At 51.6% G+C, this 22,602-nt stretch carries 14 protein-coding genes; 3 read left to right on the top strand and 11 right to left on the bottom strand.

The window, feature by feature from the left end; genetic code table 11:
* Positions 1-19 precede the first annotated feature (19 nt).
* Both TY10_RS31685 and TY10_RS17510 read right to left on the bottom strand, forming a co-directional pair.
* Positions 20-1,228 carry an S-layer homology domain-containing protein gene (locus tag TY10_RS31685; protein WP_238327750.1) on the bottom strand — a complete coding sequence of 403 codons (1,209 nt, stop codon included), beginning with the start codon at positions 1,226-1,228 and terminating at the stop codon, positions 20-22.
* Entirely contained in the window at positions 1,113-5,066 is a 3,954-nt protein-coding gene (locus tag TY10_RS17510) for a discoidin domain-containing protein (protein ID WP_042166144.1), read from the bottom strand. The genes TY10_RS31685 and TY10_RS17510 overlap by 116 nt, the downstream gene beginning before the upstream one ends.
* Positions 5,067-5,488: 422 nt before the next feature.
* On the opposite strand from TY10_RS17510, the gene TY10_RS17515 reads away from it, so the two are divergent.
* The gene (locus tag TY10_RS17515; protein WP_042166146.1) at positions 5,489-6,211 is read left to right on the top strand and encodes a glycerophosphodiester phosphodiesterase; all 723 of its coding nucleotides are present in this window, start codon (positions 5,489-5,491) and stop codon (positions 6,209-6,211) included.
* Positions 6,212-6,248: 37 nt separating this feature from the next.
* Positions 6,249-7,475 (top strand): SLC45 family MFS transporter, encoded by a 1,227-nt coding sequence (locus tag TY10_RS17520; protein WP_042166147.1) that lies wholly within the window; start codon positions 6,249-6,251, stop codon positions 7,473-7,475.
* Between the two features lie 228 nt (positions 7,476-7,703).
* Here TY10_RS17520 and TY10_RS17525 read toward each other — a convergent pair whose 3' ends face one another.
* From TY10_RS17525 to TY10_RS17560, 8 genes are all read right to left on the bottom strand, one after another.
* Complete coding sequence (locus TY10_RS17525) at positions 7,704-8,570, bottom strand: YitT family protein (RefSeq protein WP_042166151.1); 867 nt, start codon at positions 8,568-8,570, stop codon at positions 7,704-7,706.
* 133 nt (positions 8,571-8,703) lie between these two features.
* Entirely contained in the window at positions 8,704-9,705 is a 1,002-nt protein-coding gene (locus tag TY10_RS17530) for an ABC transporter substrate-binding protein (RefSeq protein WP_155985926.1), read from the bottom strand.
* Positions 9,706-9,808: 103 nt separating this feature from the next.
* On the bottom strand, positions 9,809-10,750 hold the full coding sequence (locus TY10_RS17535) for an ABC transporter permease (RefSeq protein ID WP_238327752.1): 942 nt from the start codon (positions 10,748-10,750) through the stop codon (positions 9,809-9,811).
* A 121-nt stretch (positions 10,751-10,871) separates the two neighbouring features.
* Positions 10,872-12,368: a sugar ABC transporter ATP-binding protein gene (locus TY10_RS17540; RefSeq protein WP_042166157.1), complete on the bottom strand. Its 1,497-nt coding sequence runs from the start codon at positions 12,366-12,368 to the stop codon at positions 10,872-10,874.
* Between the two features lie 155 nt (positions 12,369-12,523).
* On the bottom strand, positions 12,524-13,525 hold the full coding sequence (locus TY10_RS17545; protein ID WP_042166159.1) for a substrate-binding domain-containing protein: 1,002 nt from the start codon (positions 13,523-13,525) through the stop codon (positions 12,524-12,526).
* On the bottom strand, positions 13,522-15,297 hold the full coding sequence (locus TY10_RS17550; RefSeq protein ID WP_042166162.1) for a cache domain-containing sensor histidine kinase: 1,776 nt from the start codon (positions 15,295-15,297) through the stop codon (positions 13,522-13,524). Before TY10_RS17550 ends, TY10_RS17545 begins: the two co-directional genes overlap by 4 nt.
* A gap of 9 nt (positions 15,298-15,306) precedes the next feature.
* Entirely contained in the window at positions 15,307-16,929 is a 1,623-nt protein-coding gene (locus TY10_RS17555) for a response regulator transcription factor (RefSeq protein WP_042166165.1), read from the bottom strand.
* A gap of 111 nt (positions 16,930-17,040) precedes the next feature.
* Positions 17,041-17,568 (bottom strand): PadR family transcriptional regulator, encoded by a 528-nt coding sequence (locus tag TY10_RS17560; protein WP_042166167.1) that lies wholly within the window; start codon positions 17,566-17,568, stop codon positions 17,041-17,043.
* A 160-nt stretch (positions 17,569-17,728) separates the two neighbouring features.
* On the opposite strand from TY10_RS17560, the gene TY10_RS17565 reads away from it, so the two are divergent.
* On the top strand, positions 17,729-19,192 hold the full coding sequence (locus TY10_RS17565; RefSeq protein WP_238327744.1) for a DHA2 family efflux MFS transporter permease subunit: 1,464 nt from the start codon (positions 17,729-17,731) through the stop codon (positions 19,190-19,192).
* A gap of 82 nt (positions 19,193-19,274) precedes the next feature.
* Here the strand turns inward: TY10_RS17565 and TY10_RS17570 are convergent, their stop codons facing one another.
* On the bottom strand, positions 19,275-21,794 hold the full coding sequence (locus TY10_RS17570; RefSeq protein WP_420329417.1) for a glycosyl hydrolase family 18 protein: 2,520 nt from the start codon (positions 21,792-21,794) through the stop codon (positions 19,275-19,277).
* Between the last annotated feature and the right edge of the window lie 808 nt (positions 21,795-22,602).

Genomic DNA, 22,602 nt, shown 5'->3' on the forward strand with positions numbered 1-22,602 from the left:
GAAAAGAAGCCTGCCCGATTCATTTTACAGCATTATAAATCCGATAGATCAGTACGGCCGCTTCTGCTCTCGTGGCTATGCCGAGAGGATTGATTCCCTCGCCGGAACCTTGGACAATGCCGCTCTTCACAAGCGTGGCTGCACTTTGCGCAGCATACGAAGCTACATGGTCCTGATCCTTGAAGACGGCCAAATCGGCTGCCGATCCGCGCTCCAAGCTATGCTCTGCAGCAGTCATAGCCAGATCAATCATAACCATCATATCCTGTCTCGAGATGGATTGCTCCGGATTGAATTGACCGTTGCCCACACCCGCTACGATGCCCAGCTTTTTGGCGACAGCTACAGCATTTGCATAATAGGCATCGGATGGAACGTCAGAGAAAGAACCGCCGGATGCTGCATCGCCGCTTAAACCAAGCGCTCTCACGAGCAGTAAAATGAAATCTGCCCGTTTGACTGGTGCCGCAGGCACATAATGATCCCCCGACACCCCGTTAATAACCCCTTTGGAAGCCATCACTTCGATGGCCTTCTGGGCCCAGCCATATTCGTTAATGTCATTAAAGCTTTTATGAACATAGCCTACTGCAAAGGTGCCCGCCACTGTCGTCTTGAACGTTACAGTACCTGTCGCCGGATCATACTTCCCTGTCGGGATAACATGCCGTTTGCCTGCCCCGTCGATTTGCCATACGACGATATGCTCGGCGTCTGCCAGCTCCGCGGCAGCCGGAACATAGGGAATCGATACGGTAATCGGAGAAGCCAGATTACTCCAAGTTGTAGCAGCCCCATCCACTTGGATGCTAAGCTTCACAGCAGGCCTGCTGCCGATATCAGACTGTACGGAAGCATCCATGGCCGTTTTATCCGCATTGCTCAAGATTAGCGTCACATGCTGGCTGCCGGACGGCACTTCTCCCTTAAGCATATCGGAGGTAACCCGAATAGTTCCTGCCTTCGTGACCAGTTCTATGCTTCTGGCAGCTGCTCCAGCGGCAAAAGCTGCTGCCGGCAATTGCACAGCATAGCCTTTAGCTCCGGATTTAGCTGGTACTTCAATGCGAATCAGCTTAGATGCATCTGCAGCCTTCTGGAAGGCAGCTGCATCAATGCTCGTTGTTGCCAGTCCTGCCGCGTCGACAGTTGGCTCTGGCGCTTTTACAGCACCATTTTCGCCCCCAGGTTGCAGGGCCTCCAGAATTGCTGCCATTACCATTACCATTGCCATTGCCGTTACCCGTTCCCGGACCGCTTGAACCTCCCGGACCGCCGCCGGAATCATTTCCCGCAGCAACGATATGATACTTCATGCCCTTCGTCGTATTGAAGGTATACGTGACTTCTTCGGCATGGTTAGGCGCCGTGCCGGCTGCTGCCGGAATGATGCTGCCGTTTGCGTCTTTCACGACAATTCCGCTCGCCCAAGGCGAAGCGATCGTAACCGGCTGACCGACTTCACTCGTTAGATCGACATACTCAACGGACTGTGTATCCGCCCGATAGGCAGAGGATACGACGAAGGCTCCTTTGGCGCGAAGATTTTTAAACTCCGCATCCCTTTCTTTAAGCCAGTTCGGGAATACCTTCATGACGCCCAGATTGCTGAGAAGCATCATGCTGTTAATCGCTTCCGTAGCACCGCTTTTCTCGGCACCGTGGAAGTCAGAATCATCTTTGATCGTCAAGTTTTGCTGCATCTGCTCTTCAATCGTCAGCGCGAAATTGTCGACGATTTCCTGCGCCGGATATCTTACCTTCACCGCATTGGCGAAAATTTTCGGGAAGTTGTTGTACTGGCTCCAAGCGCCATTTTTCCCGCCGCCAATCGCTTCATCCACAAACACCGATATCGTATTGTGAGCGACCTGCAAGTCGGTCTCCGGCGAGTAGTAGCCCATTTGATCACCCGGTACAACATTTTCCATCGGAAGAATATTGCCATCCCAAGGGATTGGTCTTGCAAGATCCTCCCATTGGTTATTGTTCCAATGCTTCTCCGCCAGCGAGAAGATCGTCTTGCCTGCATAATTGGCCGTTGGCTGCGGAGCAAGATTATCGAGTATCGTTTGCCATTGCTGGCGTTTGTCCGCATCGATGTTCAATTTAGAGCTTGCTTTTATCGCGTGGGACAGCGTGTTTTTGAGTACGGACAGCTCTACCGCCGAGTTTCTGCCCCAAGACCCTTCGTTATACGCGCTATAAAGCACATATTTGCCATTCTCCTTCTCCAGCCATGCTTCATACAGGGCAAGACATTGCTTCAAGTAATCGTACATGACGGGAAGGAAGCTCTCGTCTTGCGTATAGTCGTAGTACTCAATCAAAGTATAAGTGCTGAAAATCGCGTCGAGCAGCTGCCCGTAGTAGCTATAGCCTCTCTCCAGCTTCATCCCCCACGGGCCAATGCTTACCGGATAAAGCAAAGCGTTCGGTATGCCATTCGTTGCATCAATATCGCCCTTGGCAATCTTGGCTTCTACGAAATGACGCACCTGCTCGCCATGCGCGCCTTCGCCGATATTCAGCAAATGCTCCGTTGAAGCCGCGTTTTTCTCCCCTTCACCAGCGTAATCTAGAATCGCATCAATTGCGGGAAGTCCCATCCACGCCCGGTTGCTGGAGTTAACGCCATAGAAGGTAGAAATAAAGTTGTAATTCATATGATAGTCCGAGCTCCACTGCGAGCCGTCTGTCGTATGCCATATGCTGTATAGGCCGGGAGCGACCTTATCCTCGCGAATGCTGCTGCCGAGTACATATTGCGCGGCATAATAGTATTTCATCAGCGTGTCCAGCTTCGAATCGGTAGTATCCATGCTAATGTAAGAGGTTAGCCAGAAGTTTTTCCACCAATCCAGATGCTGGCCGTGCAGCGACTCTATATCGGCCAAACCGGCAATATCGTGAAGCAGGCCAGAAGCTTGAACCTCCGGTTCCGCAGCTTGCAGCAGCGTGCCTTCACTATTGTAGGTGCGTCCTCCGCCTCCGACAGCCGTTACAAGATAGACGGTCTGGCCGGGCTCAAGCGCAAACTCAAACGTGCCTGTTGCCTTATCTGTATCCGAGCTGACAGCAGCGCCATCTGCGCCGATTACTTTCATTGTCATCGCCGCCTTGGAGACGTGCGCATTCGCATCCCCCTCATCTCTGCTGTCAATTGTCGTCTGGCGGGTGACAGTAGCGCTGCTGCCATCGCTAGTTGCCGTAACCGGAAGCTGGGCATTTCCAGACTTCGCCCATAACTGAGCTTGCAAAGCAACTGGTGCTGCGCCTTGCGACGTCAATTCGGTAACAATGACGTTCTCCGTTGCCGAAGTCCACGTCTTCATAGACAGAGGAGCTCCGCCGATCTCCGTCTCAGTCTGTACTTCAGCATCCAGAATGTTCTGGATTTCATGCAGCTTTCCTTCCGGCTTAAAACGATTTAATCCCGGTGTTTCAAATGCGGACAGCTGCAGAATCGTTGAAGCCGTATCCGCCGTCACCCGAATGTAACGTGCTGTGAAAGAATCAGTCGTTACATCTACCAGTTTCTTGCCATTGCTGCTGATTTGCCCTCCGATTGTCTCCCATGTCAGACCGTCCCCGCTTGCTTCCACCTCAATCGATGAAGCATGTCCGAGTCGGACGACGTACCGGGATAGATCGAAGCTGCCGCCAAGATCATAAACCTTGGAATTTCCTTCCGGTTGCTGCGGCACTTCACCGCCTGTGTCCGGCTCTTCATTAAACAATTCGAATTGGCCAATTCGAGCTCTTGGATAGAGCGCCGAATCATCAGTCGTTCCTTGCGTTCCGGTTGTAATGTAAAGCCGGGCATACCTTGCCGTGACCGGCTCTTCTAGTCTGATGTCCGTCGTGGCGCTTGTGTTGCCTTCCACCCGATAAGCGGTCTGCCACTCTTCGTCCGCCGTATTTCTCGTTTGCAGCTCGAAGTCCTTCGTATTGTTGGCGGATTGATCCGGCCTTGCCGCTCCGTCATGCTGAACGACGAAACGGTTAAAGGCTTTTGCTTCGCCCAAATCGACCTCCAGCCACCAAGGCCCAGGCTGACCGTCGCCATAATAGCCGCTAGTCCAGCCTTCATAGCCGGAATTAGGACTCCACGCTCCATTGACCGCCCGGTCAGGAGTCAGCGTGTAGTGCGATCCGCTTGCCGCAGCCGTTTTGTTCAAAGTGAGAGATGCCGGCTCTTCCGGCTGCTCCGGCGTATTCTGCTGATCAACCAAGTCCGGATTGTTGTACAATTCGAACTGACCGATCCGGGCCCTCGGATTTTGTACCGAATCCGACGTCGTCTCCTGCGTACCTTTCATAATGTACAGTCGCGCATACCTTGCCGTCACAGGAAGAGGAAGCGTAATATCCGTGATTGCATCATGATTTCCGGTCACCGTATACGTATCCGTCCAGTTGGAACCGTCAGCACTTGTCTGCAGTTTAAAGCTTTGCGTAATATTAGCCGTTTCGTTAGGCCGCGCAGCTGCATCATGACGCACGACGAACCGGTTGAAGGTTGTCTCTGCCCCCAAATCAACTGCCACCCACTGCGGATTGCCTACCGGCGAGACCCAGCCTTCGTAGCCGCCGCCCCACTGTCCGTTCACAACACGCTCAGCAGAAAATCCCGGATGATCAGCGCTTGAGGTTACCGGTTTTTGATAAGCGAGCGATGTCGTCTGCGGGTCGGACGCTTGCGTACCACTCGGTTTCTTCTGAATCGTAACGCCGCCAATTGGCATCGGAGATCCTCTATACGCCCAGAAATCCCCCTTCGAAATATAAAAGGTTTTTGATTCGGCGTCTCCGCCGGAAGTTACGCCAACATCGCCATTCCCTAATAAAGCTGTCTTGGGCATCGTTGAGACGAATAACCCCTCGTAGGAAGTATCCGTCCATTCGCCATAGTATTTGGATATCATAGTTCGAAGCTTACCCCAATCTCCGTCTTGCTGTACAGCAGTTTGCGGTGCGGGGGCCGCCCCTGCGAGTCCCGCGCCTACCAGAGATAGCGACAACGCTAACGGCAGCGTCCGCTTCAACAAGCTCTTTCGATTCATTCTGTTCATCCTCCCATTCAAGACAATTTCTTCAGCCTATACTCGTGTTTTTATTGCAACGCTCGCTTTCGTCGCGCGATGCGAAAGATAGCGCTTACAATCGCCTTGAAAAAAAACCGCTTCAGACACAAATGACTTCTGTATCAAAATATAGATACAGTTTCACTGATACGTATCATTTGTAGCGTCATTTTATACTCAAATTCAATCTTATGTCAATATATATTGATAACTATTAATATAAATTAATACAGATGACACAAATATCGATATAGCATTTCAGATTTTTAAAATTCATTCGAACCTCAGGCGATTCGATAGGTTTCCACATTCCCGTCATGATACACTGTTAACAAAGGGATGCTATGATTTGCAGGTGAGAAGGCTACGGATCATAAGGGAATAAGGGAGGAAATTATACAATGGCAAAGCTAGTTAATTATGCCCATAGAGGGGCATCCGGCTACTGTCCGGAAAACACGATGGCGGCATTCTCCAAGGCGCTGGAGCTTGGAGCGACGGGCATCGAAACCGATGTGCAGATGACGAAGGACGGACGCCTCGTCCTGATTCACGATGAGAAGCTGACCCGGACCGCAGGACTGGATGCCTATGTAGGCGCCGTCGATTACAGTGATTTGAAGCGGCTGGATGCAGGCAGCTGGCATAGTGCCGAATTTTCAACTGAAACCGTTCCTGCATTGGAAGAGCTGCTCGAACTGGTGAAACAAACGGATACCATCGTTAATCTGGAGCTCAAAAACGGCCTCGTCCAATATCAAGGACTGGAGCAAAAAGTGATCCAAACGGTACGGGACTATAACCTGTCCGACCGGATCATTATTTCCAGCTTTAATCATTACTCGCTGGTCGAATGCAGCAGGCTGGCTCCAGAGATCCGAACAGGTATTTTATATATGGAAGGGCTTTATGAGCCTTGGCGTTACGCCCAATCGATCGGGGCAAGTGCCTTGCACGCTCCGAATTATGCTGTACTGCCGGAATGGGTCGCGGAGGCCTCGCGCAACGGCGTTGATTATAATCCGTTCACCGTGAATGAACCGGAAGAAATGAAGCGGCTGATTGGAGCAGGAGTAGCAGGAATTATTACTGACTTCCCGGACCGGCTGAACGCGTTGCTATAGAACTGGTGTGATGAGATGAGAGGGGCACTGATGGCGAATGAAAAAAACGTGGCTGCTCGGTTTCGGATTTTTCAGCATCAGCATTACATGGGCGCTTTATAACGGTTTCGTACCTTTTTTTCTTGACCGGTTTATAACGAGTACAGCGTTGATTGGCTTTATGATGACGATCGACAACTATTTCGCCTTGTTTCTCCAGCCCTGGATCGGCAGCCGAAGCGACCGCACCAGCACCCGCTTCGGCAAGCGGATGCCTTACTTATTGATCGGCATGCCGCTCGCTGCGCTGTTCGTCGCACTTATTCCTTGGTACACGAGCCTTATCACGCTCGTATTGTTCATGGTGCTCATGAACCTGTCCATGAGTCTCTATCGTTCGCCGACGGTTGCACTGATGCCGGATATTACGCCGGAGCCGCAGCGCACAAAAGCGAATGGCATCATTAACTTTATGGGCGGCATCGGGTCCATTCTTGCTTTTGCCGGAGGATCCTACTTGTACAAATCACATCCTGCCTTGCCTTTCGTGACCGCTGCAATTCTTACCCTGATTTGTTTGCTGATCTTGGTCAGGTCCATTCGAGAGAAACGGGATGCCTTGTCTCCTAACATAGCTGCGGCAGGGAAGTCTGCTTTTTCCTTCAAAGGCGAATGGACGCGTCCGACGATCTTCCTGCTGGCAGCGGTTTTCTTTTGGTTTTTCTCTTATCAGGGCGTGGAGGCCCTCTTCTCTCTTTACGGCAAGCATCAGCTAGGACTTAAAGAGAGTGACGCTGCCTTCTCGCTCGCCTTCTTCTCACTCCTGTTTGTCCTTGCTGCGATACCAGCAGGCTGGCTGGGGCACCGGTTCGGAAAAAAGAGAATCATTCTGATAGGCGTCGCCGGTCTTACCGCTGTTTTCGCCGCAATCACAATGGTTGAAACGCTGCTGCCGCTCCGGCTTTTGTTAGTTGCAGGAGGCATTTGCTGGGCGCTCATTAATATTAATTCCTATCCCTTCGTCATCGGTCTTGGCAAGGAGCAGAGCATCGGAACACGTACCGGCATGTACTACCTGGTGTCTTCCCTTGCCGCAATCTCCTCTCCCCCTTTGATGGGATATCTGGTGGACTTGTTCGACTACTCGGCCGTGTTCTACACCGCCTCCGCAGGGATGTTAATTGCACTTCTTTTATTGCTCGGCGTTAAGGATAGAGGGTTGTCCCGGCCAAGCGGCCCGGAGCAATCCATTACAGATACAGGAACTGCTTCCACCGGTCAGTGAAGCAAAAAACCTCCGTACGGCGACCTGACGGGCCGCTATACGGAGGTTCTTATCTATTAGGGTGTGTCTGAGAACGCTAAGGGCAGCAAATTTAGCCGAATTTTCGTTCCATGCAAGGCGCGTTTGTGAAGGCGTACCCGGGGGTACGTCAAGCAAACGGAACGAAGCAGGGGGCGGAAAGGCGGTGAAAGGTGCCACTGAACGAGTTTTCAGACACGCCCTAGTCTATTAATGAATTTCCCGCTTCGAGAAATTGCCGCCAAGCACGTCTGATACATGCTCGATTGCGATAAAAGCTTTCGGATCGATCTCTTGAACGATACTCTTCAGCTTGGCAACCTCCAGACGGTTGACTACGCAATAGACCATTTGCGTTTCTTCACGCGAGTACCCGCCCCGGGCTTGAATGTAAGTCGTGCTGCGGCCAAGACGTGTCATAATCGTCTCGGAAATTTCCTCATAATCCTGGGAGATAATCGTCACCGACTTCGATTCCTCGATACCTTCGACTACGATATCCATTACCTTGGTCGCCAAGTAGTAAGTAACCATGGAATACATCGCCGAATCCCATTCAAACACAAAGCCTGCAACGATGAAAATAAAGACGTTGACGATCATAATGATCTGTCCGACCGGCATGCCGAACTTTTTCGATGCAAGGATCGCGACAATTTCCGTACCATCCAGCGAGCCGCCGTAACGGATGACAAGTCCTACCCCTGCACCGAGCAGAATACCGCCGAACAGTACCGCAAGAAGCTTCTCCTCCGTGAAAGCATGTACATGATGCAGCAGCTGCGTCGTTGCCGACATCACTACGATACCGTAGAGGGTCGAAAAGGCGAAGGTTTTACCAATTTGCTTAAATCCGATAAACAAGAATGGCAAGTTGAAAATAAGAATAAATAGTCCTAATGGCAGCTTGGTCAAATAAGAGGCCATAATCGCGAGGCCGGTGATGCCTCCATCGATGACGCTATTATTAACGAGAAATAGTTCCAAGGCTACGCCCATCAAGATGGCGCCGATCGTAATAAATACGATCCTCTTAATTAATTCTAGCTTTGAAATCTTCCGGTGCACTTTCGCCATTCTTTCCTCTGTCCTTCCGTGCTTTTTCTATAAGACTAGCATAGAAGGGCGTTTTTTTCAAAAAAAGGAACGCTAGCATTCTACTATATTAATAGGAAACGGGAGTGCATCGCTGCACTCCCGTCCCTGTTAATTATTCGTAAATGACAGCCTTGATTTCATCGCTGTCAATGTTGGATTTATCATACCAGTAGAATCCCGTATCAATTGTCGATTCAACTTTCTCGCCGCGAATCGCTTGTACGGCAGCTTTCACCGTTTCATAGCCGATGCCAACCGGATTTTGCGTAATAGCCCCGGCCATTTTGCCGCTTTTAATCGCGTCGATTTGCTGCTTGCCGGAGTCGAAGCCGACAACTACGATTTGGCCTTCCTTCTTCAGCTCGGTAACGGCATTGATTACACCGATTGCGGAGCCTTCGTTGGCGCCGAAGAAACCTTTTACATTCGGATGAGCTTGAATGATCGCTTTAGCAAGGTCAGTCGACTTCAGATGGTCGCCGCCGCCGTATTGAATGTCAACGATTTTGATGTTCGGGTATTTGTCTTCAATTTGTTTCTTGAAGCCGTCGCGGCGGTTCGCACCGGTTACGCTCGTCTGGTCATGAACGATCATGCCGATCTCGCCTTCTCCGCCAATCAGCTCCGCCATCTTGTCAGCAGCGAGTGCCGCAGCAGCCAGGTTGTCAGTCGATGCTGTCGCGAGCGGAATGTCACTGTCTACGCCAGAGTCAAAGGCAATGACAGGAATGCCAGCATCCTTCGCTTTTTGCAGCAGCGGAATCGAGGCTTGGCTATCCAGCGCCGCAAAGCCAAGCGCACTAGGCTTTTTATCTAAAGCGGCTTGCAGCATTTCGATCTGTTTATCGACTTGGGACTCGGTTTCCGGTCCTTCGAACGTAATTTCCACGTTGAACTCTTTGGCTGCTTTTTCAGCTCCTGACTTTACCGCCTGCCAGAACTGATGCTGAAAGCCTTTCGAAATGATCGGAATGTAGATTTTCTCCGCACCGGGATTCGTTGATCCTTTGCCTGCAGCTTCTTCTCCCTTGCCTTCATTTCCCTTGGAAGCACAAGCGCTAAGCATCGCAATCGTAAGCAGCATAACCAGCATCGTTACCGTAATCTTTTTCACCGAAATCTCCCCTTCGTCTTTTATCATCTATAGAAGCGGTCTGCCCGAGACATCCGTAGAACGTAGATGCGCATCATGGCGACGATTCTAACAAGGTTAACTCTTACTTCTTGCGGCGGCGTAAAATATCGGCATATACAGCAAGTACGATAACGATACCGACGACGACCGTCTGCCATTCCTGCGGAACCGAGAGGATGCGCAAACCGTTGGTTAATACGCTCATGATGAGCGCACCAATTACCGTGCCAACAATCGTTCCCTTGCCCCCGCTTAGTGACGTGCCTCCGAGAACGACAGCTGCGATTGCTTCCAGCTCATAGCCCGAGCCAAGCGAAGGATGCGCCGAGTTTAGACGCGAAGCCATCAGCACACCGGCAAGACCCGTAAAAGTACCCGTAATCGTATAGATCACAATTTTCCAATAGTTGACGTTAATGCCCGATAAACGTGTCGCTTCTTCATTGCTGCCGAGCGCGAAATTGTAGCGGCCTACAATCGTCTTCGAAAGGATGATGCCCCCGATAATAGCTGCCCCGAAAAAGATCAGGACGCCGTTCGGAATGTCAAAGCCCGGAATGAGCTTGCCGATCGCAGAGTCCAGCGCCAGCTTGGAATAGCCCGTCTCTTCCTTGAAATAAATCGGCTTAGCGCCAGAGATTACTAGCGCAAGTCCCTTGGCGATCATCATCATCGCCAGAGTCGCGATAAACGGCGGTATTTTCATTTTCGATATAATCGTACCGGATAGAAGTCCGCACACGGCGCCCGTCATAATGCCGCCAACGATGCCAAGCGGTACCGGCAAATCCCAATAAGTAATGAATACGCCCGTCATAATAGCGCTGAGTGTCATCACCGTTCCGACGGAAAGGTCGATGCCCCCGGTAATAATGACAAATGTCGAGCCAAGCGCCAGAACGCCGATAACGGCTGTAGACAACAGGATGCCTACGATATTCGTAAATTGAAAAAAGTTAGGCGATGAGAATGAGAAGACGAGCACCAGGATGACCAGACTGGCAAATGCAAGCACCTGCTGCATCGCTCCCGGTTTAATAATGGGCACAGCCCGCTTTCCGCCGGTTTGGACGGCCCCGGTATCATTTTGAATTGTCATGTGTTACCCCTCCGAATCTTCCATCTGTCTGCTGCTTCCGCTGTCGCTAGACCCGCAGCGTTGCAAGATGCATAATGCGCTCCTGCGTCGCTTCCTCCTGGCTGAGCTCTCCTGTAATACGGCCTTCGCACATGACGACGACACGATGGCTCATCCGTAACACCTCCGGCAGCTCCGAGGAGATCATAATAATTGATTTGCCGCTGGCCGCAAGCTCATTGAGCAGCTTGTAGATTTCGCTTTTGGCTCCAACATCGATGCCGCGCGTCGGTTCATCGAAGATCAGGATGTCGCAGTCCCGTGTCAGCCATTTTCCGATGACGATTTTTTGCTGATTGCCGCCGGACAGAAACTTCACTTCCTGATCGATGTGAGGCGTCTTTACCTTCAGCATTTTCACAATGCCGTCTGCTGCCTCGGCAATTCGCTTCCTCCTGACCCAGCCTACTGGATTCGTGAACCGGCCCATGGAGGCTGCCGCTACATTCATCTTCACATCCATATCGACGATACAGCCGAAGCGCTTGCGGTCCTCCGACAAATAGCCGATACCGGCTTTTACAGCATCATGCGGCTGCCGGGGCTTCAGCTTCCTGCCCTTGACGGTAATTTCGCCGGAATCGAACATATCAGCGCCAAAAATTGCTCTCGCGACCTCGGTTCTGCCCGCTCCTATCAATCCTGCAAAGCCAAGAATTTCACCCTTGTGAAGACGGAAGCTAACGTCCTTCAGCACACCCTTACGGTTCAAGCCGCTTACTTCAAGGACCGGCTCTGCAGCGCCCGTATGTCTCGCCGGCTTCGAGGTATCATAGATCTCCCGGCCGACCATCATCGATATAATTTGATCGTTCGTAACGTCCTTCGTGGCAACTGTACCGATGTAGCAGCCGTCTCGCATCACCGTTACCCGATCTGTTATCCGCTTCAATTCATCCATCCGGTGAGAAATATAGACAATGCCCACTCCACTGCTGCGAAGCTGACGGATGATGACGAACAGTTCGTCGATTTCGGTATCGCTTAGCGCCGCTGTAGGCTCATCCATGATGAGCACCTCGGAATCATAAGACAGTGCTTTGGCAATTTCGACGAGCTGCTGCTTTGCCACCGGCAAATTGGCTACCAGCTCATTCGGATCGAGATCGAGATGCAACCGTTCGAACAGCCGCTTCACTTTGCGGTGCAGCTCCTTCTCCTTCAAGAAAATCCCCAAGGATTTCGGCTCGCGGCCGATGAAAATATTTTGCGCCACCGTCAAATCCGGGGCGAGATTGAGCTCCTGATGAATAATTGCAATGCCCTTGTCCTGCGCCGCCTTTGCATTCGGAACGATTAACTCGTCTCCATGGAAGGTCATCATGCCCGCATCCCGCTGATATACACCGGTCAGCACTTTCATTAATGTCGATTTGCCGGCGCCGTTTTCCCCCATCAGAGCATGCACTTCGCCGCTGAGCAGCTCGAACCGGCAGTCTTTGAGCGCTTGTACGCCGGGAAATTGCTTGTCGATGCCCTCCATCTGTATGAGCACTTCACTCATGATTGCCTTCACCTCATCGCTTTGACCCTGCACGCCGCCAGTAACGAACTGTGCATTCGGCCTATGTTGCTTTGCTTGTGTTTATTGTAAGTCGGAGGCATGCCCTGCCAGAATCGAATATCGTATCGTTATAGTTGAAAAATATACAAAAAAAGCTACTTTCCCACAAAGGGGAAAAGCAGCTTTTGATTTTGCTCCGTATACATATTGCTTTTGGTAATGACGACCGAGTCCGTATCGATCCGCTTCTCAATCCGTTTGCCATTAACTGCTTCAATCGCGGCCTTCACGCTCAAGTAGCCCATATTGTAGGGTTTCTGTACGATCGTCGCCTGAATGATGCCTTCCTCCAACTGCTTCACCTCATCAATGGAGCTGTCGAAGCCTACGAGCTTCACTTTGCCGCCTAGCCCAAACTCCTTGATGGCAAAGCCTGCGCCAACGGTAGACGGCTCGTTCAAGCCGACAATTCCTTTAAGATCGGGATGCTCCGTCAGCAGCTGCTTCGTAATCGTATACGCTTTGTCGACTAGGCCATCGCTATAATACGTGCCGATAACATCGAATCGGCCTTCTTCCTCCAGACGCTGGCGAACGCCCTGCTCCCGCTCCAATTGCGTCGAGGTTCCCTGAATATAGCTCATAATAGCAACCTTCGCATCGCCATCGAACAGCTTGGAGAGTTCATCTCCGGCTTTCCGTCCGGCAGCCAGATTATCAGTTGCGATAAAGCTTAGCGCATCATCGCTATTAATACTGGAGTCTACCGTAATCAGCTTAATGCCTGCAGCCACAATTCGCTCAGCTACAGGAATAAGCCCATTATAATCCGTCGCGGCAAGCACGATCGCGTCAGGCTTGTCGATAATCGCCTGCTCCAGCTGTGCAATCTGGACATCAATCTCACTTTCCTGCGGCGGACCGATCACCTTCGCTTTGGCGTCGAACTCGCTCGCCGCGTCGTTCACCCCGTCAATGAGCACCTTCCAGAAATCGACGATCTGTTCGGTTGATTTGACGGAAACGATAATCTGCGGCTGCTTATCCGGTTTGACGTTAACAGCCCATTGAAATACAGCGTAAACCGCAATACTGGCCGCTAGCGCAAGAACGGCAATAATAACTGCCAACGGAATCCGCGGTGTCATGCGTTTCATTGCGCTTGTCCCCCTTTTTCGAAGGAAGCGTCAATGACGGCAATTTTTACGAGGACGGTCGTTCCCTCCCCCGGCCTGCTCTCATAGAACAGTCCGTATTCCTTGCCGAAATAGAGCTGGATCCGCTCATGCACATTCACGACGCCCACTCCTTTGCTTTCATGATCACTCTTTCGCGGCTCCAGTATCGTACGGAGGGTGTCCCCGTCCATGCCAACGCCGTTATCGCTGACGCGAAACCAGATCGAGCCTTCGCTCTCGAACCCAGAGACGATGATCTCACCCGTCCCGACCTTGTTCTTAATGCCGTGATAAATGGCGTTCTCCAGCAGCGGCTGCAGCAGCACCTTCAACGTCCGGTATTGCATAATGCCGGGTTCGACGTCAATGTGGAAGTCGAGCTTATCGGTATAGCGCATCTTTTGAATCGTTAAATAGTTGGCGACATGCTCGATTTCCGTGCGTATCGATACGAGCTCCTGCCCGCGGCTGATCGATGCGCGGAACAGCTTGGCCAAAGCGGAGGTCATCAGTACAACCTCCTCCGATTTTTTCCCCTCAGCCATCCAGATAATCGAATCGAGCGTGTTGTATAAAAAATGCGGATTGATCTGCGACTGCAGAGCGCTCAGCTCGCTTTTCCGCTTAAATTCCTGTTCTTGCACAACCTGGTTCATCAGTTCTTCGATTCGGACGACCATCAGATTAAACGAACGCGCCAAGCTGGCGATTTCCTTCGGATTCTCGATCGGAACACGAATGTTGAAGGTTCCCTTCTCGACTTTTTTCATATGCTCCTGCAGCTGCTTGATCGGCTTGGACACATTCCGCGAGATGAAGTAGGCAAGCAGCAAGCCAACCAGCAGGCAAAAGATACCCGCCGCGACAAAAGAAAGCTGCATCTCCCGCTCATTCGCGATAAGCTCAGCGGTGTAGGAGACGCCGACGATTTTCCAGCCGAAGCCGGTATCCTGAACGGTATAGATGCGTCTTTGCCCGCCTTCGTTAAGCTCGAAGCTTCCGCTTCCCTGCTTCAGCACCTCGTCAATTCTCTCAGTCTTCAAATTGCTGTACACCAGCTGCTGCTGCGGATGATACACGATATTTCCTGCCGAATCGACGATAAAGACATAGCCGCGCTTGCTCAGATCGATATTGTTCAGCGTATCGTTAATAACGCTAAAGTTCAGGTCGACTAGCAGCACGCCAAGCGCCTTCCTTTGATCCTGACTCCACAGCTCGCGGCTGAGGGAGACGACCCACCCGTATTCATCTTTAAACACAGGCTGTACATGCGAAGAGGATACGACAATTCGGCCCGCCGCCTTTTTCGCATTGACGTACCATTCCTGTTCCTTCAGCGATATATTCGGATTCAGCTCAGCGTCCTTCCGGTCCGAGACGAAACGGCCGTTATAGCCGAACACATTGATGGAGGCAATGTCCTTGCGCGAGACGATGATGGATTGGAAATAGTCCGATACTTTGCTGCCCTTATCCTCAGCGGCGCTGCTGTCGGCAGCGACAAACGCCCGGACGTCCTCGTTGTTCAGCGCCAGCTGCGATATATTTTCCATGCTTGTAATGTAGGTCTGAATGTTCGCATTCACCTGCCTGATAAGCTCGGCTGTATAGTCTTGGGCCGTCTCTCGTACGGAAGAAGCTGACAACTGGTAGGACATAACGCCAAGCAGAACTGCCGTCAGCAAAATCAGACAGGCGATAGCTGCCGCAATGTTGGTCTGAATGCTTTTAAATTTGAAAATATCCATAGCCGCCGATCACGCTCGTTCCGCGGACGTCTTCTGCCGATATTCAGTCGGGGAGTCGCCGGTATGCTTTTTGAACAATACGCTAAAATATTGCGCGTCGGGGTAGCCGGATTTCGCCGCGATTTCGTACGTCCGCAGTCCGGTAAACTTCAGCAGCTCCTTCGCCTTGTCCATCCGCACTGCTGTCAAATATTCAACGAAGGTTTTGCCTGTATGGGATTTGAATGCAGCGCTGAAATAGCTGACGCTCATAAGCACCTGCTTGCTCACCGTTTTAACCGACAGCTCGCTCTCTCCATAATGATCGTGAATATAAGCGAGCGCCTCCTTCATCTGCTGCCGGCACTGGTCGTCACGTGCTTCTGCTACGCTGTTCACGGCCCGGCGGCACGCTTCCTTAAGCCAATCGCTTATTTCATCCAGCGTGCGGAAAGAGTAGATCGCCGTTAAAGGATTGACGCCGGGGCCAAACACGTCTGCCTCCTCGCAGCCCAATTCCTCCAGTGCCTGCATGACTGCAATTAGGGTGCGCTGCAGCCGGATGTAGCTCTGGTCGATGGTGAGCATAGCCGTGCGATGCCGATTGATCGCCGTATCAACGGCGTGGTCCACTTCGTCGGCTGTACCCGTCTTAATGCCTGCGACTAGCAGCCGGTCATATTCCTGCGAATAGTCAGCCTTACGCCCGCTTCTCGGCTCCATGTCGGAAATGCTAATGACGCGATTGCCGCCAAGCAGCAGCCGGTACTCCAGCGCCGATACGGCGGCTTGGCAGGATTCGCTAATATGCCGGAGGCTGACAGCAGGTGTTCCTATGCCTACCGATACCGTTCGCCGCAGGAATTGCTCAGCAGCGAGCCGAATTTTGTCAGCCAGCTCCTGAGCCCGGTCATGCAGCTCCGGCTGGTTACCCGATAGTACCGCCATCACCTTTTCCTCACGGCTGCGAAAAACTTCGGATACCGTATCATCCTCGCTAAGAAGCTCCTGCGTCACATTATAGATGGCAAAACGGAGCAGCTCCCGATCGGCAGCGGCTGTAGGCCCGGCTCCCCGCTCCAGCAGATCAAGATCAATCGCGAGCGCTTCATAGTCCGGACCGGGCAGCTCAATCCCGAAAAAGGTAAGCCGTTCTGCCAGCTCTCCCTCTCGAATTGAGGATGTTGCCAGACGATCCAGAAAACGCTCCTTGAGTACAGGCATACTTTCCCGAAGCTGGCGCTGCAGCCGGTCCAGCTCCTCCCTATCCTTTCTCTGCTCATCCAGCTCCGCTTTTATTTTTTGCAGCACGGCCGTTAGTTCAGCAGCCGTAATCGGCTTCAGAATGAAATCATTCACCTTGAGCTTAACGGCGCGCTGCGCATAATCGAAATCATCGTAGCCGGTCAAAATAACGACCTTCATTTCCGGATGCTTCGCTTTGACCGCTTGCGTCAGCTCAAGCCCGTCCATGAACGGCATATTGATGTCGGTCAGTACGACATCGGGCTGTATGCGTTCAATGGCATCCAACGCTTCAACGCCATTCTCGCAATCCGCCGCGCATTCAAAGCCTAGCGTCTGCCATTCTATTCTGTCGCGGATGCCGACACGCACAACCGCCTCGTCATCGACCAGCACGATTTTATACACGATCATTCCCCCGTTATTCCGTTCCGGTTTGGTAATGTATGCGCTTTTATTATAGCATTCGGCAATAACGCGGCAACTTAAAAATAACAGGGAAAAGAAAAAGCGAGACTGTCAACTGCCCAGCTCGCTTAATGCCCATTTGCAAAATTGAAGATTCGCTTCCACATCCATGACCCGTTTCTTGATGAGCAGATAACGTCCGAAAAATTTTTCTCCGCCTTCTCCGGCTCGTTCCTTCTCCACACCATCCATCAGCAGCTGATAGCGTTCCAGCTCACTTAAGCAAAAAGCGGCGCGTGCCTGCAGCAATTGTCTCGCCTTATCAGGCTCGGCCAGCCAGATCGCATACAACTTAATATGCAAATCATCCTTAAGCACCGGCATGCCGGCAGACTCACCGGCCCATTCGCTCAGCTTAGCCAGTCCGGATTCTGTAATGGTGTATTCCTTCTTGTCCGGCTTGTCCGATTGCTCGATCAGCTCAAACGTAATATAGCCGAACTGCTCCATCTGCGACAGCAGCGGATAAATCTGGCTATGGCCCGCTTGCCATAGCGGTTTGACGCGTTGGGACAAATCATAGCCGGTGCGCGGCCCAACGCTTAGCAGTGCCAGAAGGCCGTAAGATAGAGTATTCATTCGTTAGAGAGCCTCCTATGCTTATTAATCCGTTTACATGCGAAATTATATTCATATGTCAAAATTGACATAACGAACGCACAGGACTACGATAGATACATCATTATTATATGTATAAATAGACATATCATCAATCAGGCCGTCAGGGAGGAAAAACTTCGTGTCCAACAGCAATTCAGCCTCAACCATTCATTTCTGGCCGATTATGATCGCCATCTTCTTCGGCACCTTCGTCTCCGTGTTAGCGACCACAACGATTAATATCGCGGTTCCGCTCTTAATGGATCATTTTAATACTGGATTAGGCACGATGCAATGGATGGTCACCGGTTTCATGCTGGCCACTGGCGTAACGGCTCCATTAACCGGCTATTTAGGCGGAAGATTTAGTTACAAACGGCTGTATTTATTCGCACTCGTCGGCTTTACCTTCTTCTCTTTCCTATGCGCTGTAGCTTGGAGCGCACCTTCCCTCATCGTATTCCGCATGCTTCAGGGTGCATGCAGCGGATTGATTATGTCCAGTACGATGACGATTATTTTTCAAGTGATTCCGAAAGAACGCAGGCCTTTCGCCGTTAGCCTCTGGTCGTTATCGGCAATGGTTGCTCCAGCCATCGGTCCGACTTTCAGCGGCTGGCTGCTGCAGAATGCCAGCTGGCATTGGTTGTTTCTCATTAATATACCTGTGGGTATCATTGCCGTCCTTTTGACAAAAACTTTAATACCCTACTACCGGATGAACGTCCCGAAATCATTGGATCTAGCTGGTCTGTTAACTGTAGTACTCGGAAGCTTGGCGCTGCTGACGGCATTCAGCCAAGGACATAGCTGGGGCTGGGCTTCTGTAAAAACATTGGGCTTGCTTGTTGGAGGCGCTGTACTGCTCGCTTTATTCGTCTGGCGCGAGCTGACGGCGGAGGTGCCGCTGCTGAACCTGCGGGTGTTCCGCAATCGGCGGTTCACGATTATGCTGTCCATTTACAGCCTGATTACAGTTGCTATGTACAGCGGGACGTATCTTGCACCGCTGTTCCTTCAAACCGTACGAGGCGCAACGCCGCTGGAAACAGGATTGATTTTGCTGCCCTCCTCGGTGCTGCTGGCATTGCTCAGTCCCATTGCCGGCAAGCTTTATCCGAAGCTCGGTCCGGTCAAAATGATTTCGCTTGGCATCGCCTTCATCTTTGCCGGCCTTTTCCTGATGAGCTGGCTTCGGGTCGACATCTCGTACAGCTTTATTCTGTGGGCGATGGTGCTTCGCAATATCGGCATCGGCTTCTCTTCGGTACCGAGCAGCACCGCTTCTATGGAAGAGATTACGCCGGAGTGGTCAGGTCATGCCACTTCAATCAACAATTGGATACGTAATGTGCTTAGCTCCTTCGCCATCGCCATGTTCACCTCTATGTTGTCGAGTAGAGCAGCCTTCCACTCCCATGAAATTATTCGTGCAGGAGGCGCTGCTGGTACGGCATCTGCCGATTCGGTGCGGCTGCTGTCGTTCACGATGGGTGTGAACGATGTATTTGTCGCCGGCGCGCTTGTCGTGCTGCTGGCACTTCCGCTGCTGCTGCTCGCCCGCCGCAAACGACTGCCGGTTAACGCTCTGCAAGGTGTATAGTATTCGCAACTAAATTGCCTGTTATAGAATATAGAAAAACCTTTCCCGCATTGCGGAAAAGGCTTTTTTTGTAGTGTCTCTTCTAAGGCCTCAACTGCCACAGGGCTGCAGCGTTTGCCGGCTCCCAGCTTACGATAGAGGTATGATTTTGCAGGCATGTATAGGTTTTACCGCCATAGGACACGACATCTCCCGGCTTATACGTTATGCCGGCTGCCCACGCTGCCGTATTCCCGGTATTAGAATTCGCCGTCGTCGTTGCACTCACCGCTGAACTGGGTGCAGAGACGTTGCCTGCCGCATCCTTCGCAGCAACTGTGAACGTGTACGCTGTATTCGAAGTTAGGCCATTCACAACTGCTGTCGTGCCAGTTGCTGCAAGCGATTGCGCATTGCCGTAAAAAACTGTATAGCCAGTGACACCAACATTATCAGTCGAGGCGTTCCAGCTTAACGTAATGGATGTCGTGCTTACTGCCGAGGCTTGCAGCCCGGCCGGTACGGAAGGGGCAGACGTATCTGCCGTTCCGCCTCCACCGCCGCTGCCGCCGCACACGCCAATAAGCTTCCAGACTCCCCATTCTCCGCTCAGATCAGGACGGTCGCCCTGTGTCCACCATTTTGCTTCGTAAAGCTGGCCGTTATAAGATGCCCGTTGGCCCCCCGGGAATACGCCCGTTGCCGTCCAAGGCGTTGCTGTACAAGCTGGTACTGCTGAGGTCTTCACTGTCAGCGCTGCGCTTGCACCCGAGACGTTGCCTGCCGCATCTGACGCTCTAACCGTAAATGTGTATTGCGTGTCGGCTGTCAGACCGGAAATCGTTGCTGATGTTCCTGTCGCTTGCACCGAATTGCCTGCTCCATACGAGACTGTGTAACCTGTTACACCGACATTGTCTGTCGATGCCGTCCAATTGAGCGTGATGCTCGTTGCATCTACTCCAGATGCCACTAGACCCGCAGGTACACTAGGCGGTGTCGTATCCACGACAGGTGCTGTCGTCCTCACTATGAGTGCCACACTTGGGGCTGAGACGTTGCCTGCCGCATCAGCAGCTCTAACAGTAATCGTATAATCCGTATTCGGTGTTAAACCGTTAATCGTCGCGGAGGTTCCATTCGACACAAGCGTACCGCTGCCGTAGGAGACGGTGTAGTTTTTAACCCCTACATTGTCCGTCGAAGCCGTCCAATTGAGCGTAATACTCGTCGACGTTACATTTACCGCATTCACTCCAGAAGGAACGCTTGGCGCGATTGTATCAGGCGGAGCTGCCGGCCCTTGCAGGTCAGCTTTCAGCTTAGCCAGCAGCACCGACTGCCGGTCGCCGGAGAACTCCCAGAACATCGCACCGCCAAGCCCTTTACTTTTAATAAAATCAGTTTTATGTCCGAATGATTCCACATCATCATAAGAGATAAAAAGTCCGTTGCTCGGATTGTACAGGTAAGGCACCTTCGCTACATTGTTCCAGTAACGGGTGTAACCGTTTTTATTAATATAGTTGGCTGCCAGATCAGAATAGTCGAACGAGCCTGCCTCGAACGTACCAACCGATGCTGGTCCTGTACAGTTTTTGTACTGTCCGTTTCCGGCTGATTGACAACCCTGCCAGCCTCGGCCGTAGAATGGAGTGCCCATGACGAGCTTGCTTGGCGGTACACCTGCATTCAAGTGGCCGTTAACTCCGGCCTCTACATTGTAGACCGTGGCGTTAGGCACGCCTGCAGTTGCTGCTGCGGGATCATTGTACAGCGGCGCATTATGACCGCTGATCGTTTGCCAGCCGCCATTAAAGTCATAGGTCATAATATTGATCCAGTCGACGACCTGAGCAATCGCGCTAAGCTCTGTATTCGTAACAAAGGATTGACTCGCACCCGATGCGATAGTCAATAAATACCTTTTGCCGTCCTGTGTACCCGCCGCATCCAGCTTTGTCCGGATGGCATTGAGCAAAAGCGTATAATTTTGCTTATCCTGAGGGCGGACGCTATTGCCGTCAAGACCGCCGCTTACCGGATACTCCCAGTCCAGATCGACACCGTCGAACTGATATTTGCGCAGGAAGTCTACGGCCGAATTCGCAAATACCTCGCGAGTAGCTGCGGTGGCCGCCACATCGGAGAAGCGGTTTGACCATGACCAGCCGCCAACCGAAATGATGGTTTTCAACTGCGGGTTGGCTGCTTTCAGCTTAATAAGCTGCTTGAAATTACCACGGAGCGGATCATTCCAGTTGTCTCCCGGATTCGTTTTTTGAGCGTCAATAAAAGGATCTCCCATAACAATCGTCCCATTTGGCGCATTCATTACGCCGTTCTCGTCTTGACAGGTCCAGGTTTGAGGATTCGGACTGGAGGGGGATGAATTGCCGTGAATGCCGTTCCAGCAAATATCCGCGAATGCGTAATTGATATGCGTCACCTTGGAAGCGTCCATATCCCATACCTGATAATTGCGCCCGTAGGCTCCCCATGCCGGATAGTAGCCGATGATTTTGTAGGACGATGCGTCAGCCGCCTCCGCCTTTGATGCGCCTATTCCCGGAACCGGTACAATCGACAATACTAGAGCCAATAGAATAGCAAACAACACCATACGCCTCATGACATACAAACCGCCTGTTTTCAAATCATTACCTCCTTATAAAATGGGTTTGATATAAAAATTTTCGATACCGTAAGCACCGAAAATACTGTAAACCCTGTGTGTCATCACCCTCTTCTCAGCCCTATTATCTAAAAATGGCAGCGCCTATTAAAAGGATAACTTTGGACGCTTAAGGGATAAAAACATCCAAAATCAGTAAAATATGAGTCTAATTTCATATAAAACCCAACTGCCGGTTCGACACGCACTGAAAAATGGTTCCTTCGGCCCCTGCCTTCGACATAAACCTCGGAAGTGCTGCACAAAAAAAGAGGTCCGGCGCATAAAACGCCGAACCTCTTTCGAGGATTTAGTATTCAAACGAATTGCTCGTTTGATGTCGAACAGCGCTGCCTGCAAAACTCCGCATAGTTGCAGGTAGCGAATCTGCTTCGCTATTTCGCGAAATAACTTCGCTCGGAGGCCGTCTGTAACCTCGAATGACCCTCATAGCGAACCTGCTTCGCTATTTTACGAAGTAACTTTCGCTCGCAGGCCGTCTGTAACCTCGAATGACCCTCACAGCGAACCTGCTTCGCTATTTTGCGAAGTAACTTTCGCTCGGAGGCCGTCTGTAACCTCGAATGACCCTCACAGCGAACCTGCTTCGCTATTTTACGAAGTAACTTTCGCTCGGAGGCCGTCTGCGGAGGGTGTTATTTGTAACAGCGAACCCAATTTCGCTACTCATGAACCACGGTTCACCAATTGCGAAATTTGGTTCGCTGTAGCTCTACACTGGTCTATAACCGCCGCT

The sequence above is a fragment of the Paenibacillus gorillae genome (assembly GCF_000513275.1).
In the GTDB taxonomy this organism is placed as follows: Bacteria; Bacillota; Bacilli; order Paenibacillales; family Paenibacillaceae; genus Pristimantibacillus; species Pristimantibacillus gorillae.